General features: G+C 65.5%; 17 protein-coding genes. 7 read left to right on the forward strand and 10 right to left on the reverse strand.

Annotation, left to right across the window (positions count from 1 at the left end; all coding sequences use genetic code 11):
- Nucleotides 1-20 precede the first annotated feature (20 nt).
- The 7 genes from modA to R3280_RS07220 form a co-directional block, all read right to left on the reverse strand.
- Nucleotides 21-824, reverse strand: coding sequence for a molybdate ABC transporter substrate-binding protein (modA, locus tag R3280_RS07190; protein ID WP_413468751.1), 804 nt, complete (start codon nt 822-824; stop codon nt 21-23).
- On the reverse strand, nt 793-1,146 hold the full coding sequence (locus tag R3280_RS07195; protein WP_318997909.1) for an FHA domain-containing protein: 354 nt from the start codon (nt 1,144-1,146) through the stop codon (nt 793-795). The genes modA and R3280_RS07195 overlap by 32 nt, the downstream gene beginning before the upstream one ends.
- Before the next feature lie 12 nt (nt 1,147-1,158).
- A complete protein-coding gene (locus R3280_RS07200) occupies nt 1,159-1,908 on the reverse strand; it encodes a PP2C family protein-serine/threonine phosphatase (RefSeq protein WP_318997910.1) in 750 nt (249 codons plus the stop codon).
- Entirely contained in the window at nt 1,908-3,554 is a 1,647-nt protein-coding gene (locus tag R3280_RS07205) for a protein kinase domain-containing protein (RefSeq protein WP_318997911.1), read from the reverse strand. The genes R3280_RS07200 and R3280_RS07205 overlap by 1 nt, the downstream gene beginning before the upstream one ends.
- 160 nt (nt 3,555-3,714) lie before the next feature.
- Nucleotides 3,715-4,896: an NAD(P)/FAD-dependent oxidoreductase gene (locus R3280_RS07210; RefSeq protein ID WP_318997912.1), complete on the reverse strand. Its 1,182-nt coding sequence runs from the start codon at nt 4,894-4,896 to the stop codon at nt 3,715-3,717.
- Nucleotides 4,897-4,980: 84 nt separating this feature from the next.
- On the reverse strand, nt 4,981-5,787 hold the full coding sequence (locus tag R3280_RS07215) for a PhzF family phenazine biosynthesis protein (RefSeq protein ID WP_318997913.1): 807 nt from the start codon (nt 5,785-5,787) through the stop codon (nt 4,981-4,983).
- 12 nt (nt 5,788-5,799) lie between these two features.
- Entirely contained in the window at nt 5,800-6,126 is a 327-nt protein-coding gene (locus R3280_RS07220; protein WP_318997914.1) for a hypothetical protein, read from the reverse strand.
- Nucleotides 6,127-6,302: 176 nt separating this feature from the next.
- Here R3280_RS07220 and R3280_RS07225 point away from each other — a divergent pair, with 176 nt between their 5' ends.
- From R3280_RS07225 to R3280_RS07240, 4 genes are all read left to right on the forward strand, one after another.
- Nucleotides 6,303-7,724, forward strand: a complete 1,422-nt coding sequence (locus R3280_RS07225) for a PLP-dependent aminotransferase family protein (RefSeq protein ID WP_318997915.1) — start codon at nt 6,303-6,305, stop codon at nt 7,722-7,724.
- 184 nt (nt 7,725-7,908) lie between these two features.
- Nucleotides 7,909-8,745: a metal-dependent hydrolase gene (locus R3280_RS07230; protein WP_318997916.1), complete on the forward strand. Its 837-nt coding sequence runs from the start codon at nt 7,909-7,911 to the stop codon at nt 8,743-8,745.
- A 168-nt stretch (nt 8,746-8,913) separates the two neighbouring features.
- A complete protein-coding gene (locus R3280_RS07235) occupies nt 8,914-9,948 on the forward strand; it encodes a hypothetical protein (protein WP_318997917.1) in 1,035 nt (344 codons plus the stop codon).
- 30 nt (nt 9,949-9,978) lie between these two features.
- The gene (locus R3280_RS07240) at nt 9,979-10,617 is read left to right on the forward strand and encodes a LysE family translocator (RefSeq protein ID WP_318997918.1); all 639 of its coding nucleotides are present in this window, start codon (nt 9,979-9,981) and stop codon (nt 10,615-10,617) included.
- 79 nt (nt 10,618-10,696) lie between these two features.
- On the opposite strand, the gene fdxA is transcribed toward R3280_RS07240, so the two are convergent.
- Nucleotides 10,697-11,020, reverse strand: coding sequence for a ferredoxin FdxA (fdxA, locus tag R3280_RS07245; RefSeq protein ID WP_318997919.1), 324 nt, complete (start codon nt 11,018-11,020; stop codon nt 10,697-10,699).
- A gap of 180 nt (nt 11,021-11,200) precedes the next feature.
- Nucleotides 11,201-13,792 (reverse strand): DNA mismatch repair protein MutS, encoded by a 2,592-nt coding sequence (mutS, locus tag R3280_RS07250; RefSeq protein WP_318997920.1) that lies wholly within the window; start codon nt 13,790-13,792, stop codon nt 11,201-11,203.
- Between the two features lie 181 nt (nt 13,793-13,973).
- Between mutS and R3280_RS07255 the strand changes: the two genes are divergently transcribed.
- The 3 genes from R3280_RS07255 (at nt 13,974) to R3280_RS07265 (ending at nt 16,255) form a co-directional block, all read left to right on the forward strand.
- The gene (locus R3280_RS07255) at nt 13,974-14,474 is read left to right on the forward strand and encodes a nicotinamide-nucleotide amidohydrolase family protein (RefSeq protein WP_318997921.1); all 501 of its coding nucleotides are present in this window, start codon (nt 13,974-13,976) and stop codon (nt 14,472-14,474) included.
- A gap of 135 nt (nt 14,475-14,609) precedes the next feature.
- Nucleotides 14,610-15,662 carry a recombinase RecA gene (gene recA, locus R3280_RS07260; RefSeq protein WP_318997922.1) on the forward strand — a complete coding sequence of 351 codons (1,053 nt, stop codon included), beginning with the start codon at nt 14,610-14,612 and terminating at the stop codon, nt 15,660-15,662.
- Nucleotides 15,663-15,784: 122 nt separating this feature from the next.
- Nucleotides 15,785-16,255 (forward strand): flavodoxin family protein, encoded by a 471-nt coding sequence (locus tag R3280_RS07265; RefSeq protein ID WP_318997923.1) that lies wholly within the window; start codon nt 15,785-15,787, stop codon nt 16,253-16,255.
- Between the two features lie 26 nt (nt 16,256-16,281).
- Here the strand turns inward: R3280_RS07265 and R3280_RS07270 are convergent, their stop codons facing one another.
- Entirely contained in the window at nt 16,282-16,659 is a 378-nt protein-coding gene (locus R3280_RS07270) for a PilZ domain-containing protein (RefSeq protein ID WP_318997924.1), read from the reverse strand.
- Nucleotides 16,660-17,090 lie beyond the last annotated feature (431 nt).

The following is a 17,090-nucleotide window of genomic DNA, read 5'->3' on the forward strand; positions in this document are numbered from 1 at the left end:
AGGGAAAGGGAGCCGGGCATTCATTGCCCGGCTGGCACACCATAACCGTAGGACTCGATGACCGCCACCGCCTCGGCTTCCCGCAGGAAGGCCAGCCAGGCCCGGGCGGCATCGTTGTCACGGCCACGGTTGAGCAGAACCGCCTGCTGCACGACAGGATCGTAGAGTGCCTGTGGCACCTCCCAGGCGCTGCCCATGGCCCCGGACCAGCCCCGCAGCTGCGCCAGCGCCACAAAGCCGGCCTCGGCATTGGCGGTTGCCACGAACTGGAAGGTCTGGGCAATGGATTCGCCCCGCACCAGCCTCGGTTCCAGCCGCTGCCAGACCCCCAGCCGCTGCATCACCTGTTGGGCGGCCAGGCCGTAGGGTGCAGTCACCGGGTTGGCGATGGCCAGGCGCTCGGGGGAGGCTTCTGCCAGGTAGCGCCGGCCCTGTTCCACCAGCGCCGGCTCCAGGCTCCAGAGCACCAGCTTGCCCTCGGCGTAGGTAAAGCGGGTGCCGGCCACCGCCAGGCCCGCGCTGACCGCCAGCTCGGGGCGCTCCGCGTCGCCAGCCAGGAAAACATCGAAAGGCGCGCCGTTGGCGATCTGGGCGTAGAGCTTACCGGTGGAGCCGAAGCTCAGCGTGACTTGATGATCGGTGCGGGCCTCGAACATCTGCGCCAGCTCGCGGGCGGTATCGGTAAAGTTGGCGGCCACCGCCACCACGGTTTCGCCGGCCTGGGCGCGGGCCCCGGCCAGCAGCAGGATCAGGACAGAGAGAACGGGAACCAGGAAAGCAGGGGAGGGGCGATCATTCCTCGAGAATATAGGCGGTCTTTTCAAGGCTGTTCTCATCCTCGTCAACAAAGCGGAACAGGTTCCAGCCAATGCGCACCAGGTCGTGGCTGTTGAGCCGCTGGCGGCCCTGGACCCGGACATCATTCAGGAAGGTACCGTTGGTACTCTTGCTGTCGCTGATGAAAAAGTCAATCGTGTCATCCAGATACGCGTTTTCCTCAGCTTCGATGACGGCGTGATGCCCGCTGACGGAGATCTCGTCGATGACGATATCGTTGTCCGGGTGGCGGCCGATCCGGGTTATCGGACCTTCCAGCTCAAAGGTATTCACAACCACGTTGTCCACCAGTTGCGATAATGCCGCCATGACTTTGACTCCTTAGGGTGAGGTCTGAATCAGCACCACGGACACATTGTCCGGTGCCTGGTTGTCCAGGCTGGCGTCCACTAGCCGCCGGGCCTGGCTATCCAGGTCCGGGTCTGCCTTCAGGTGGGCCAGCCATTCGCTTTCCGGCACCGCCTCGGGCAGGCCGTCGGAGCACAGCAGCAGACGCTCGCCAGCGGCCATATCGAAGTGATCGAAGCTGGCGCCGGCGTCATTGCTGGAGCCCAGGGCCCGGGTCAGGACGTTGCGGAAGGGCACCCTCGGCGCCTCCTCCGGCGTAATGGAGCCGTCGTCCACCATGTTCTGCACCACGGTATCGTCGCGGGTGCGCTGTTCCAGGCCGTCGTCGCGCACCCGGTAACAGCGGCTGTCGCCGAGATGGGCCAGGTGGGCGCGGCCGTGGTGAACCCAGGCCACCACCAGGGTGGTGCCCATCTTGCTGAGTTCCGGCTGGCCTGCCCGTGCCTCGATGATGCGTTCGTTGGCGGCGCTGATGGCGTCCTGCAACTGCATCTCCATGGCGGCGTCGTCCGTCGGGGGGCTGCCCAGCAGGGGCTCGAGACAGTCCACCACGGCCTCCGTGGCCAGGCGGCTGGCAATCCCGCCGCCCTCGTAGCCTCCCATGCCGTCCGCCACCAGGGCGAAGCCGGTCTGGGCGGTGTCGTTCAGGCGCCAGGCAATGGCATCCTGGTTGTTCTTGCGGCGGCACCCCACATCGGTGCGGCCGGCGGCCATCAGCTTCATCAGGATGCCTCCTGGCGGGCCTGGCGACTTCCGGCGCGGCGTACGGCCTCGGCCATGGCGGCAGCGCTGGCAAAGCGCTTGCCTGGTTCCCGCTGGATGGCCTTGTTGATGATGCGCACAACCGCTTCCGGCAGCTCCGGCTGGTACTCACGGACACTGGTGGGCCGCCTGTTGAGTACCTGGTAGGTGAGGTTGGCCAGGGAATCGGCCTGGAAGGGCGTGTAACCGGACACCAGCCGGTAAAGGGTGACCCCCAGGCTGTAGATGTCGGAGGCGCCGGTCACCTTCTGGCCCCTGAGCTGCTCCGGTGCCATGTAGAGCGGGCTGCCCATAACGCTGCCGGTGCGGGTGCGGGAGTCATCGGCGATCTTGGCGATGCCGAAATCGGTGATCTTGAGGTCCCCGGTCTTGGCGTTGTAGAGCAGGTTGCCGGGCTTGATGTCGCGATGGATGATCTTCTGGCCGTGAGCGTAGTCCAGCGCCTCCGCAACCCGGGCGACCAGTTCCAGCACCACCGGCAGCGGCAGCAGGGTATTGGGCTTGCCGTAGGCACTCAGTGGCTTGCCCTGGGCGTAGTCCATGGCGATGTAGGCCAGGTCGGCCTCCTCGCCCACGTCGTAGACGGTCACGATGTCCGGATGGTTGAGCCGGCCGGCAGCCTCGGCCTCGCGGAAGAAGCGTGCTTTCAGGTCCTGAAGCTCGCGGCCTTCGAACTGCTGGTAATTGAAGGTCTTGATGGCCACGGTACGGGAAATCTTCGGGTCCTTGCCCAGGTAGACCACGCCCATGGCGCCGCGGCCCAGCTCCCGCTCGATCTCGTAACGGCCCAGGATGGGTTTGCTGACCGCGGCATCGCTGATCACCAGGGTGCGGGTGGCTTCCAGGCCGCCGCCGGGCGCAACGCTGGTATCCCCGGTGACCCGCATGAGACTGGCGAGCCGCTCGCGGGCATCGCGGAACTTCTTACGGTGCGAGAGGATCTGCTGATAGGTTCGGGCCGCGCCGTTGTACTGGCGCTTGCGCTCCTGCTGCAGGGCGATCTCGTACTGCAGCTCAAGGATCTGGTCGGATGCCGGGCAGAGTGCCAGGCACTCCAGGGCTTCCTCGGTCTGGCCCTGCTGCAGCAGGAGTTTGCCCAACTGATAGCGGGCCTGGCGGGCGTTGTCCCGCAACGCCCGGATCTGCCGGTGCGGCTGCAGCCAGAACAGCATCACTACGAAACCCACCGCCAGCACCGTCAGCACCGGCCCCAGCGCCAGCCACTGCTGACGGTAGAGCAGGAAGGCGGACTGGGTGACGACCAGCGCCACCAGCGTGAACAGGGTGATCAGGGTGGCCATGGCGGTACCCATGCGGGGGACCGCCAGTACCAGAAACAGCAGGCTGACACCGATACCCCCCAGGGCAGCGCCCAGCCCCCAGGGCGGCACGGTGATCTGGCGTTCCGCCAGCACCGCCCGGAAGGCTTCCGGACTGAGGCTGGCACCGGCCGGCTGCGGCATCACCAGGTCGAACAGGGTGCGGTCCAGGGTTGAGACCATGGCCAGGTCCAGTCCACCGGGCACCAGCGCGGCCGCCACGGTGACGGCAAACGCCGCCACCAGCAGGCGCAGGCTGAACAGACGGGTCAGCAGGGAATGGATCACCCTTTCTCCAGGTTGGTGTGGTTTCTCAGGCTTCCACTCCGGAAGCGGCACGGCGCCCTCACGAGGATAGCGGCAAGCGGCGCTGCCCACAGTTTAGAAAGAGAGTGCCGACAAGGGCATGGGAACTTTTGTGGCTTTTTGTAAGCGGCGGAACCGGGTCTCAGGCCACCGAGCCGGCCGCCACGCCGGAAGCCCAGGCCCACTGGAAATTGTGGCCCCCCAGGTGGCCGGTGACATCCACCACTTCGCCGATGAAAAACAGCGTGGGTCGATCCAGCACGGCCATGGTCTTGGAGGAGAGCTGGCGGGTATCGACACCGCCGAGGGTGACTTCGGCGGTGCGGTAGCCCTCGGTTCCGGCGGGCTTGATGGTCCATTGGCTCAGGGTTTTGGCCACCTGCTCGAGATCGCTGTTGCTGTAGGCCTGCAGCGGACCCTGCCAGGCCTGCAGTTCGCTGAAGGCCTGGGCAAAACGCTTGGGCAGCACCTGGGCCAGACATTGGGCGAGGCTGGCCTGGGGTTTTTCCTGGCGCCACTGCTTGAGTTCGGAAAGCACATCCCGGCCCGGCATCAGGTCCACCGCCAGGGTGTCGCCGGGGTGCCAGAAGCTTGAGATCTGCAGCATGGAGGGCCCGCTCAGACCGCGATGGGTCACCAGCATGGGCTCCACGAAACGCTCGCCTTTGCACTCGGCTGCCACCGGGCAGCTGATGCCCGCCAGCGGCGCCAGTTGCGTCTTCAGCTCCGGATGCAGGGTGAAGGGCACCAAGCCGGCGCGGGTGGGCAGCACCTCGAGACCGAACTGACGGGCCAGCTCGTAACCCAGGCCGGTGGCGCCCATGGTGGGAATGGACAGGCCGCCACAGGCCACCACCAGGGCCTGGCAGTGGTAGTCCCCGGCGGAGGTGCGCAGGTGGTAGCCGTCATCTTCGGCCGCCACCGCGCGGATCTCGGTTTCCAGCCGGATTTCGGCACCGGCCCATTCGCATTCGGTCAGCAGCAGGTCGACGATCTCCTTGCTGCTGTCCCGGCAGAACAGCTGGCCGGCGGCCTTTTCCTCGTGCTCGATGCCGTGGCGCTCTACCAGGTCCAGAAAGTGCTGGGGGGTGTAGCGCTTGAGCGCCGAGATGCAGAAGTGGGGGTTGTCCGAGAGGAAGTTGGCCGGTGTGCTGTTGAGGTTGGTGAAGTTGCAGCGGCCACCGCCGGACATGAGGATTTTCTTGCCCGCCTTGTTGGCGTGGTCCAGCACCAGCACCCGGCGGCCGCGGTAACCGGCGGTGGCGGCACACATGAGGCCGGCGGCACCGGCACCGATGATGATCACGTCGTACTGGCTGGGCATGGCGGTCAGTTCAGGCTGAGGACTCGGGCCGCCAGTATACGGAAACCCGGGGCGGGCGTCTTGGCGAGCGCCCGCCCCGGTAATTTACAGGGCGATCCGGCCCTCCATGTAGAAGGCGGCCTGGCCGGCGATGCCGACGCGGCCGTCCCGCAGCTGGCACTTCAGCACCCCGCCCCGGGTCGAGACCTGGTGCGCAAGCAGTTCGCTGCGTCCGAGGCGGGCGACCCAGTAGGGGGTCAGTACGCTGTGGATGGAGCCGGTGACCGGATCCTCGTCGATGCCCACGCCGGGGGCGAAGTAGCGGCTGACGAAATCGCTGTTGTTACCGGCGGCGGTGATGATCACGCCCTGGTTGCCCAGCGCCTTGAGGCCCCGCAGGTCCGGCTCCGCGGCCCGCACGGCTGCTTCATCCGCCAGCTCCACCAGGTAATTGGTGTCCGCCGGTACGTGCAGGATGGTTTCCGGCACTCCGGCCAGGCTCTCCCGCAACAGCGCCGGCGCCGGCACCGATTCGGTGGTCAGGGCGGGAAAATCCAGCTCCAGCCAGCCGTCGGCCTGGCGGGTGACCGACAGCAGGCCGCTCTTGCAGGTCAGCCGGATGGTGTCAGCGGACCAGTCCAGGCGGTTGAAGATCACCCAGGCGCTGGCCAGGGTGGCGTGGCCGCAAAGTGGTACCTCGGCACCGGGAGTGAACCAGCGGATGTGGAAGTCGGTGTCGTCCCGCTCCGGGGTGGGCACGAAGAAGGCGGTTTCCGACAGGTTGTTCTCCATGGCGATCCGCTGCATCAGCTGGTCGTCGAGCCAGCTGTCCAGGGGCACCACGGCGGCCGGGTTGCCACCGAAGACCCGGTCGGTGAAGGCGTCGATCTGGTAGATGGATAACTCTTTCATGGTGCTCTCCGGTTAGTCATGGCGTGGTTTGCGGCATGGATGAAAGCCGGACCTGGCGGCTCGGATACTGTAATCACAGGCACGGCCGCGGGTGAAGTCGGTCAGCTCCCCGGCGCCATAGAGATGGATTTCCAGGGGGCTCTGAGCCAGTGTCAGCAGCCAGTGTTCCGGACCGGTCTCCGCCACCCGGTAGCCCAGCTGCTGCAGGCGCTGCAGCGCAGGCCAGGTGGCGGTTACGCTGCCGGCGGGCCGGTCAGCGCCCAGGGCCAGCAGGTTGTTGCGGGTTGCCGGTGCCGGGCTTCGCAGGGTTTGCATCGGGTGAGAGAGACAGGCTGTCATGGCCGCGTTCCTTGTCAGTGAGTACAGGATCAGTGTGCGCGGCGGGCCAGAACCATAACAGATGCAGAAAAAAGGCTTTTGCACCGGTACAGGCAGGATTAGACTGATGCTGTACCGGTCACGGTGTGAGCGATCTGTACTGCTGTGTCGCCCGGGGATTCTGGCAGGATAAGGCAATGGGCATACTCTATAACCGCGTGGCAGATCAGCTTCAGTCCCTCATTCACGAAGGCGTTTACCGTGAAGGCGAGCGCCTGCCCGGCGTTCGGGTCCTGAGCCGTCAGTTCGGGGTGAGCATCTCCACCGTGCTTCAGGCCCACCAGACCCTGGAGAGCCGGGGCTACCTGGAGGCCCGGGAGCGCAGCGGGTACTTCGTCCGCTTGCCGCCGAGGGATACACCGGTACCCTCCATGGCCAGGCCTAAGGCCCAACCCCTGCCGGTCAGCGCCCGCGACATGGCGCTGGACCTGTGTTCGGTGGAGCGCAAATCCCTGGTGCCCTTTGGCGCAGCGGTGCCCCACCCGGATTTTCTGCCGCTGCGGCAGATCCAGCAGGCGTCCATCTGGGCCGCCCGCCAGGGTCTCGAGACCCTGGACTACGCGTTTCCCAGCAAGCTGGTGTTCCGCCGCCTGCTGGCCCAGCGCATGACCTCCCTCGGTGTGGTGGTGGCGCCGGACGACATCATCGCCACCAACGGTGCCCAGGAGGCCATCATCTTGGCGCTGCGGGCGCTGACCCGGCCCGGCGACATCGTGGCCATCGAGTCGCCGTCCTTTCCCGGTATCCTGCAGTCCCTGGAGATCGTCGGCCTGCGGGCCATCGAGATCCCGGTGCATCCCACCGACGGCATCAGTCTCGAAGCCCTGCAGGTGGCGCTGGAGCAGTGGCCCATCAAGGCCTGCGTGGTGGTGCCCAACCACAGCAACCCCATGGGTGTAAGGCTCACGGACCACCGCAAGCAGCGGCTGGTGAACCTGCTGACGGACGCCGGCGTGCCGCTGATCGAGGACGACATCTACGGTGACCTGGCCTACGACGGCGAGCGGCCGCGGCCGGCCAAGGCCTTCGATACCAGTGGCAATGTGATCTACTGCAGTTCCTTCTCCAAGACCATTTCCCCGGGGCTGAGGCTGGGTTGGGTGATTCCGGGCCGGCATTTTGCCGACATCAGCCAGCAGAAGTATTTTTCCAATCTGGCCACCGCCTCACTGCCGCAACTGGCGGTCACCCGCTTCCTGGAGCAGGGCGGGTACGACCGCTACCTGCGGGGTGCCCGTCAGCGGTACCGGGATGCCACCGAACGCATGCGGGCGGCGGTGGCCCGGGCGTTCCCGGAAGGCACCGCCATCAGCCGGCCCATGGGCGGCTTCGTGCTCTGGGTGGAACTGCCGCGGCGGGTTTCCGGTACCGAGGTGTTTGCCCAGGCCCGGGCCGCGGGCATCAACGTGGCCCCCGGCAAGATGTTCTCCACCACCGACAAATACCAGCACTGCCTGCGGCTGAACTGTGCCAACCCCTGGAGTGACCGGATCGAGACGGCCATCCAGCGCCTGGGGGAGATCGTCCATCAGCTCAACGGCTCCAGTCCGGGTCAATAACCCCTCTCGGGAGCCGAAGAGGTCGAGGTTGGCCCATAATGACACCCTTTAAGGGCGCATCCGGGCGAGGAACCACTGGTTTGCCCGGACACCATGGCGTATAAAATGAAGCAAGTGCTTTAATCAGAAGCTCTCCAAAGATTGCGCGCTCTTTGCCCACAACCACAAGAATCAGGAGGCCGCCATGACCATCAGTTCCACACCGGAAGGGGTGTCGGTTGCCCCGCGTCATGTCCGTTTTGATGTCAGCGAGGAACTCAAGACCCTCTGGCACGGCAACGACGCTTTCCGCACGGCCTTTTTCAATGCCCTGTCATTGCAGTTTCCCGACGGCGAGCAGCAGTTCATCAACGCGGTGCGGCTGTATCGCGACCGCATCGACGACCCCAAGCTGAAGGCGGAGATCCGTGGCTTCATCGGCCAGGAGGCCCTCCACAGCCGCGAGCACCAGCACTACAACGACGGCCTGAAGGCCCGCGGTTACGACGTCGAGGGCATGGATGCGCGCTTTCGCAAGCACATGGAGTGGGTTGGCAAGCTGCCCCCGAGCAGGCAACTGGCGGGCACCTGTGGCGCCGAGCACTACACCGCGGTACTGGCCAATGCCATCCTGCGCAACCCCCAGTGGATGGAGGGAGCGACCCCCACCATGCGTGAGCTCTGGCGCTGGCACGCCATCGAGGAGACCGAGCACAAGGCGGTGGCCTACGATGTCTACCGGGCCTGCGTAGGCAACGATAACCTGCGCCGCATCGTGTTCCTGTTCGTCACCTACAACTTCTTCAAGTACACCTTCCTCAACACCTGCAGCATGCTGAAGACCGAAGGCAAACTCTGGAGTCTGCGCACCTGGCTGGGCGGTATCAATTTCCTGTGGGGCAGGCCCGGCGTTCTGCGCCGCTGCCTGCCGGAATTCCTGGCCTACTTCCGGCGCGATTTCCAACCCTGGCAGCAGGACAACCGCGCGCTGCTGAAAGCCAGCCTGGCGGATCTGGAGGTCCGCTACCAGCAGGCCTCCTGAAGGCCGGGCCGGCGCCCGCCGGCCCTGAAACCGTCCGCCCTGGGCCGGCTGTCCGAACGGCTTGCTTGGCCCAAGCGCGCCGCCGCTGAGGTGGTTTGGGATAATCCAGCGGCCCCTCTGGCATGTTAGTCTCACTGCAGTTGTTATTCTCACTGGCAGGAAACCCCGATGGCAAAGGCAGACACAGACCTGGCGAACGCGCTGCTAGAGCAGCACGTCAAGCATGAAATGGCGGCACTCAAGGGCGCCAAACTGCGCAAGTTCCTGGCCGGCGAGGTCAGCGAGCTGTTCCGGCTGGCGGGCGAGGTCAGCCTGGCGCGGGTGGTGAGCGCCGATCAGGTGATGGGCGTGATCCGGCGTATCGTGGTGAACATGGAGCTGGACGGCGGTATTCCCGAGCTGGCCGGCGAGATGGCCACCGAGGTGATGAACGCGCCAGTGCAGGCGCAGACACCCCTCAAGGACATCCTCACCCGGGAGCAGGCCACCGCCTTCCTGGAGGAAGCCCTGGAGCTGCGCCACCAGCGCGAGCGGGTGATCAGCGAAGTCATGGCGCATCCGGTCTACCAGGAGCTGGTGGCCAACGTGGTCTACCACGGTCTGGTGAACTACCTGTACGAGGACAACCTGCTGGCCAAGAACGTGCCGGGTGTGGGCTCGATGATGAAGTTCGGCAAGCGCTTCGCCAACCGGGCGGTGCCGGGTCTGGACGAAACCTTCGAGCGCCGGCTCAAGGGCTGGCTGTCGGACAGTCTGCCGGGCCTGATCGCCCGCAGTGAACAGTTCCTGCACAAGGCGCTGTCGGACGAAGAGCTGCATGATACCGTCATGGCCGCCTGGGTGGCGGTGGAGGATCGCACCATCGACGACCTCAAGACCGGCATGGGGGACGTGGAGCTGCAGGAGTTCGTGGTGCTGGGCTATGAGTTCTGGCTGCATTTCCGCCAGACCGCCTACTTCGAGGGCTGCTGCCGGGCAGTGGTGGATCATTTCTACACCAAGTACGGCCAGCGTCCGGTCACCGACCTGCTGGCGGATGTGGGTGTGACCGAAGACGTGGTGCTGGCGGAAGTGGACGCCCTGGCGCTGCCGCTGGTGGATCTTTTGCGGCAGGAGGGTTACCTTGAGGGCCTGATACGCCGCCGTCTGGAACCTTTCTACCGGTCCGCGGCGGTGGCCAAGATCCTGCAACCGCCGGCCTGATCGGGGCCGGCTCTGCCGCTGAGGTCCCCGATGCCGCCCCTTGACCTGCTCTGGGCGTTTGCCCTGGCCACCCTGTTACTGACCCTGACCCCCGGCGTCGATACCCTGCTGGTGTTGCGTAACACCGCCCGGGGTGGCCTCGGGGACGGTCTGGTGAGCAGCTTCGGCATCTGCTGCGGGCTGTTTGTCCACGCCACCCTGTCGGCCATCGGCATCTCGCTGATCCTGGTCCAGACCGCCTGGGCCTTCTCCGCGCTGAAGTGGGCCGGGGCCTGCTACCTGATCTGGCTGGGGCTCTCCAGCCTTTACCAGGCGGTGCGGCCGGTGCCGGAGGTGGCGGTCCGGGACAGTGCCCGCAAGGGTTCGGTGGGTCATGGCCGGGCCTTCCGGGAGGGGGTGCTGTCGAACCTGCTCAACCCCAAGACCGCGCTCTTCTACATGGCCTTTCTGCCCCAGTTCATCGACCCGGCCGGCCCGGCCTTCCTGCAGTCCATCCTGCTGGCGGGCATTCACTTCGTGATGGCCATGGTCTGGCAGTCGGCCCTGGCGGTGCTGGTGGTACGCAGCCACCGGGTGAAGGTCAACCCCCGGGTCAAGCGCTTCATGCACTTTGTGACCGGTGGCGTGTTCGTGGGTTTCGGGGCGCGGCTGGCGTTCACCCAGCCCTAGCGCAAGGACGCTGGTCTGAAAGCGGGGCACAAAAAAGGGAAGCCATTGGCTTCCCTTTTTGTTGTGGCCGAAGATCGACCTACTTTTCCAGATATTTCAGCTTGTTGGGCTTGCCATCCCACTCGGCTGCGTCCGGCAGCGGGTCCTTCTTCTCGGTGATGTTGGGCCACTTGCCCGCCAGCTCGGCGTTGATCTCGATGAACTCGGTCTGGTCGGCCGGCAGCTCGTCCTCCGAGAAAATGGCTTCGGCCGGGCACTCCGGCTCGCACAGGGCACAGTCGATGCACTCGTCCGGATCGATGACCAGGAAGTTGGGGCCTTCGTAGAAGCAGTCTACCGGGCATACTTCGACGCAGTCGGTGTACTTGCACTTGATGCAGTTATCGGTAACGACAAAAGTCATAATCGGTTCCTGGTCTTGGTGTCAATCTCATCGGCGGGCGAGCCATGCCCCGCGCCAAGGGGCGGGCTGGTCGTCCCTTTATGCCCGGTGGGCCGGGTCCGTCAAAAGATGGCCGATATTGTAGGGAGCGGCCCGCCATGTCGCAAGCGCCGCGGGGAACTATGCATATTCCCGGTCGCCTCAGTCCAGCTGGTCCTTGAGCCGGTAGAGCGCCTCCAGGGCCTGGCGGGGGCTGAGGTCGTCCAGATCCAGCGCCGCCAGGGCCTTTTCCACCGGGCTTGGCTCCAGGCTGGCGAACATGTCCCCCTGCATGACCCCGGTAGCCGGTGCCGCTGCCTGTGATCTGGCAGGCTGCTGGGCCCCGGCGCTGCCCTCCAGGTGTTTGAGCTGGCTGCGGGCATTGCTGATGACACCGGCCGGCACCCCGGCCAGTTTGGCCACCTGCAGGCCGTAGCTCTGGCTGGCGGGGCCGTCATGGACGTTGTGCAGGAAGACGATGGTGTCGTCGTGTTCGGTGGCGGTCAGGTGGACGTTGACCGCGTGCTCAAGCTGGTCCGCCAGCTGTGTCAGCTCGAAATAGTGGGTGGCGAACAGGGTGTAGCAGCGGATCTCCCGGGCCAGGTGCTCGGCGGTGGCCCAGGCCAGGGACAGGCCGTCGAAGGTGCTGGTGCCTCGGCCCACCTCGTCCATCAGTACCAGGCTGTGCTCGGTGGCGTTGTGGAGAATGTTGGCGGTTTCGGTCATCTCCACCATGAAGGTGGAGCGGCCGCCGGCGATGTCGTCGGACGAGCCCATGCGGGTGAAGATCCGGTCCACCGGCCCCAGGGTCGCGCGGCTGGCGGGTACGAAGCTGCCGGTGTATGCCAGCAGGGCAATCAGCGCGGCCTGGCGCATGTAGGTGGACTTGCCGCCCATGTTGGGGCCGGTAATCACCAGCATGCGGCGCTTGTCGTCGATCAGCAGGTCGTTGGGCACGTAGGGCTCGCTGAGCAGCTGTTCCACCACCGGATGGCGGCCCTGCTCGATGTCAAAGCCCGGTGTGTCGGTGAAGTCCGGGGCGTTGAAGCGCAGGCTGGTGGCGCGCTCGGCAAAGTTGCTCAGCACGTCCAGCTCCGCCAGGGCCTGGGCGGTGTCCTGCAGGGGCGCCAGCTGTTCCGCCAGGGCTTCCAGGAGTTCGTCGTAAAGTGCCTTTTCCCGGGCCAGGGCCCGGCTCTTGGCACTCAGGGCCTTGTCCTCAAAGGTTTTCAGCTCCGGGGTGATGAAACGCTCGGCGTTCTTCAGGGTCTGGCGCCGGATGTAGTCCACCGGGGCGTTCTCGGCCTGGGCCCGGCTGATCTCGATGTAGTAGCCGTGAACCCGATTGTAGCCCACCTTTAGGGTGCTGATGCCGGTGCGCTCCCGCTCCCGGGTCTCCACGTCCAGCAGGTACTGGCCGGCGTTCTCGCTGATGTTGCGCAGCTCGTCCAGTTCTGCATCGAAGCCCTCGCGGATCACGCCACCCTCACGGATCACCACTGGCGGGTTGTCGATGATGGCCCGCTCCAGCAGGTCGGCCAGCCCTGGGTACTCGGCTATCAGGGTAGCCAGCTTGACGATGTGGTGGGAGTTCACCGGCCGCAGCGCGGTCTGCAGCTCGGGCAGGGCGGCAAAGGCGTCCCGCAGCCGGGCCAGGTCCCGGGGCCGGGCCGAGCGCAGGGCCACCCGGGCCAGTACCCGCTCGATGTCGCCGACGGCCTTCAGCAGGTCGTGCACCGGCTCGTAGTGGAAACCGTCCAGCAGGGCGGAGACCGCCTGCTGGCGCTGTTTCACCACGCCGACGTCCCGCAGCGGCCGGTTCAGCCAGCGCCGCAGCTGGCGGCCACCCATGGCGGTGGCGGTGCGGTCCATGACCCAGGCCAGGGTGTGCTGGCTGCCGCCCATCAGGTTGGTGTCGATCTCCAGGTTGCGGCGGCTGGTGGCGTCCAGGATTACCGTGTCTTCCCGGCGCTCGCGGCTGAGCTTGCGGATGTGGGGCAGGGCGGTGCGCTGGGTGTCCCGGGCGTACTGCAGCAGGCAGCCGGCGGCGGGGATGGCCAGGGTCAGATCCTCACAGCCAAAACCGGTGAGGTCCCGCACCTGGAGCTGCTGGGTGATCACCCGGCGGGCGCTGTCGGCCTCGAACAGCCAGGGCCCCTGGCGGCGGACGCCGGTAAAGCCCGCCAGGACTTCTTCATAGGGAAAGTCCTCGCTGATCAGGATCTCCGCCGGCCGCAGGCGCTGCAGTTCGCCCTGCAGGGCCTCGAGGCCGTCCAGTTCCGCCACCGCGAAACGGCCGCTGGAGATATCCAGGGTGGCAAATCCGAAGCGCTCCCGGTGGCTGTAGATGGCCGCCAGCAGGTTATCCCGGCGGTCCTCCAGGAAGGCGTCGTCGCTCAGGGTGCCGGGGGTGACGATGCGCACCACCTGGCGCTCAACAGGGCCCTTGCTGGTGGCCGGGTCACCGATCTGCTCGCAGATGGCGATGGACTGGCCGGCCCGGACCAGGCGGGCAATGTAGTTCTCCGAGGAATGGTACGGGATACCGGCCATGGGGATGGGCTGGCCGCCGGACTGGCCGCGGGCGGTGAGGGTGATCTCCATCAGCTCGGCGGCTTTCTTGGCGTCGTCGTAGAACAGCTCGTAGAAGTCCCCCATCCGGTAGAACAGCAGCTCGTTGGGATGCTCACCCTTGATCCTGAGGTACTGCTGCATCATTGGAGTGTGGTTCGACTGCTCGGCGGGGCTCACTGCCATGGGGTATCGGGATCCTGCTGGGGCCTCGCGCCGAAGGCCGCGGGGCCGGAATGGAAATACGACGCCGGAATTGTAAGAGAATAGCGGGCCTGATGAAATAACCGGCCCGGCCGGCGCCAGGTTGACGGCCGCAAGCGGAGGTTGCAGCATGGCCTGTGACCAACCCTCAGGGAGAGCAGCGATGGCGGTTTCCGATCAACAACTGGCCGATGCCGGCCGTTACCTGGCCGAATGGCTGGAGCAGCAGGGGCTGACCATCGCCACCGCCGAGAGCTGTACCGGGGGCTGGGTGGCCAAGGTACTGACCGACCGGGCGGGCTCGTCCGCCTATGTCCAGGGTGGCCTGGTGACCTACAGCAACGAGGCCAAGCAGAGCCTGCTGGGGGTGACCGATCATTCCCTGCGCGACCAGGGCGCGGTCAGCGAACCGGTGGTGCGGGAAATGGTAGCCGGCACCCTGGCCACCATGGGCGTGGATGTGGCCGTGGCCATCAGCGGCGTGGCAGGCCCGGGCGGCGGCTCCATCGAGAAGCCGGTGGGCACGGTCTGGTTCGCCTGGGGCCGCTCGGCGGCGGACACCGAGGCGGTCATGCAGGTGTTTCCCGGAGACCGGGACCAGGTCCGCCGTCAGTCCGTTCTGTTTGCCCTGCAGGGGGTCCGGGCCTTCCTGGCGGAATCCTGAAACAGGGGTTGGTCTGGCGATCCGGTTGTGTTTTAATACTGGTCAAATATACAGTGAGTGGCCTGGGTAGCCATCGGCATCCGGGTACAGATGATCGCCACCGGCGGTGGCAGAGGCGAAGAGGGTTTGGCAGCGATGGAAGACAACCGTAAGAAGGCACTGGGCGCAGCATTGAGCCAGATCGAGCGCCAGTTCGGCAAGGGCGCGGTGATGAAGATGGGCGACCAGCCCCGGGAAGCCATCCCGGCGGTTTCCACCGGTTCCCTGGGCCTGGATGTGGCGCTGGGGATCGGCGGCCTGCCTTACGGCCGGATCGTGGAGATCTACGGTCCGGAAAGTTCCGGTAAGACCACCCTGACCTTGCAGGTGATCGCCGAGGCCCAGAAGCAGGGCAAGACCTGTGCCTTCGTGGATGCCGAGCACGCTCTCGATCCCATTTACGCCGAAAAGCTGGGTGTCAACGTGGACGAGTTGCTGGTGTCCCAGCCGGACACCGGTGAGCAGGCACTGGAAATCGCCGATATGCTGGTGCGCTCCAACGCCGTGGACGTGATCATCGTGGACTCGGTGGCGGCACTGACACCCAAGGCCGAGATCGAGGGCGAGATGGGCGACTCCCACGTCGGTCTGCAGGCCCGCCTGATGTCCCAGGCGCTGCGCAAGCTGACCGGTAACGTCAAACACGCCAACTGCCTGATGGTGTTCATCAACCAGATCCGGATGAAGATCGGCGTCATGTTCGGCAGCCCGGAAACCACCACCGGTGGTAACGCCCTCAAGTTCTACTGCTCGGTGCGCCTGGATATCCGCCGCATCGGCGCGGTCAAGGACGGCGACGAAGTGATCGGCAACGAGACCCGGGTCAAGGTGGTCAAGAACAAGGTGTCGCCCCCGTTCAAGCAGGCGGAATTCCAGATCATGTACGGCAAGGGCATCTACCACATGGCGGAAGTGCTGGACATGGGCGTGAAGGAAGGCTTCGTGGACAAGTCCGGCGCCTGGTACGCCTACAACGGTGACAAGATCGGCCAGGGCAAGGCCAACGCCTGCAAGTTCCTGGAAGAGAACCCGGACATTGCCAACGAGATCGAAGCCAAGATCCGCGACAAGCTGATGCCCAAGCCGGTGAGCAAGAAGGAAACCGCGGCGGCGGAAGAGCCGGCGGAAACCAACGGGGAATTGATCTGACCGCGGGTCAGCCCCAATAATGAAAAGCCGGCCACAGTGCCGGCTTTTCTGTTTCTGTGGCGTCGGTTGTCATCCCCGGGGCGGACCCTGGCCCGAGCCTTCCAACCATCGAGGGAGCCGTTATGGCGGACAACAAGCAGTTGCTGATTGTGGCCCACGCGCCTTCCCCCAATACCCTGGCATTGCGGGATGCGGTGGCCCGGGGTGCCCGGCACCCGGACATTGAAGCCGTGGCTGTGCGGGTGCTGGCCCCGCTGGAGGCCGGCCCCGAGGATGTATTGGCCTGTGATGCGCTGATCCTGGGCACCACCGAGAACCTGGGCTACATGAGCGGCGCCCTGAAGGATTTTTTCGACCGCAGCTATTACCCCTGCCTGGAGCGCACCCAGGGCCTGCCCTTCGCTTTCTACATCCGGGCCGGCCATGACGGCACCGGGACCCACCGGGCCATTGAATCCATTACCACCGGCCTGCGCTGGCGCCAGGTGGCCGAGCCGGTGCTCTGCCGGGGCGAGTACCAGAGCAGTTTCGAGAGCCAGTGCGAGGAGCTGGGGCTGACCATGGCGGCCAGCCTGGACGCCGGCCTGTTCTGAAGCCGGCGAGGGGCACGATGCTGCCTTCAGCCGGCCAGGCGGTTGTAGAAGCCCTCGATTCGGGACAGGGCGTTGTCTACGGCCCGGGAATAGCCCCGTTTCTCATGCAGGTAGCTGAACTGGATACCCAGCCTGAAACCGGTCTGGTAGGGGCAGATTTCCACCACCCGGGCCGCCACGCTGGATTCGCTGATGTACTTGCCGCTGAAGTCCAGGAACAGCCGGGTACCGGGCTCGATGGGCCTGGGTGAGAGCACGGCCATGCCGTAGCGGTTCATGTCGAGGCAGGTCACTGCCACGGGCAGCTTGCTGCGGCCGAGGAAACCACGCTCCCGGAGCTGTACCTCCAGGCACTGGGCCTCGTAGCGGGTCTTGATTCTGCGATCTTGGGGATGATGTGTCATACACGGGCGTCCAAGCGCTCTGGTTTTTGTTGTGTATGGCCGGGCAGGAAAGCGATCTGTTCTGCCAGGCAACCCGGGTCGGATTTCCATGCAGCCCGGACCGAACAGTCTAGATCTGGAACATTTGTCTGAAAAATGATCGCCGTTGAAGTTGTGATGGGGGTCACATTGTCAGCGCCGGGGCGACACAGGCGATGACAGGTTCTACAATGTGCCACCATGGCGTCTCCCGGCCATCGCTTCGAACATCACCGTTACAGGACCGAATCTTGAAGTCACTGTCCCTGCACCAGCTTTACAAAGCCTGCGTACTCAAGGAATTCCCGTTCAAAAGCACCCGCCAGCTGGAGCCGCTGGCGGAGATCGTCGGCCAGAACCGGGCCCAGGAGGCGGTCCGCTTCGCCCTGGCCATGCCCCACGGTGGCTACAAC

Source organism: Marinobacter sp., assembly GCF_033722195.1.
Lineage (GTDB): Bacteria > Pseudomonadota > Gammaproteobacteria > Pseudomonadales > Oleiphilaceae > Marinobacter.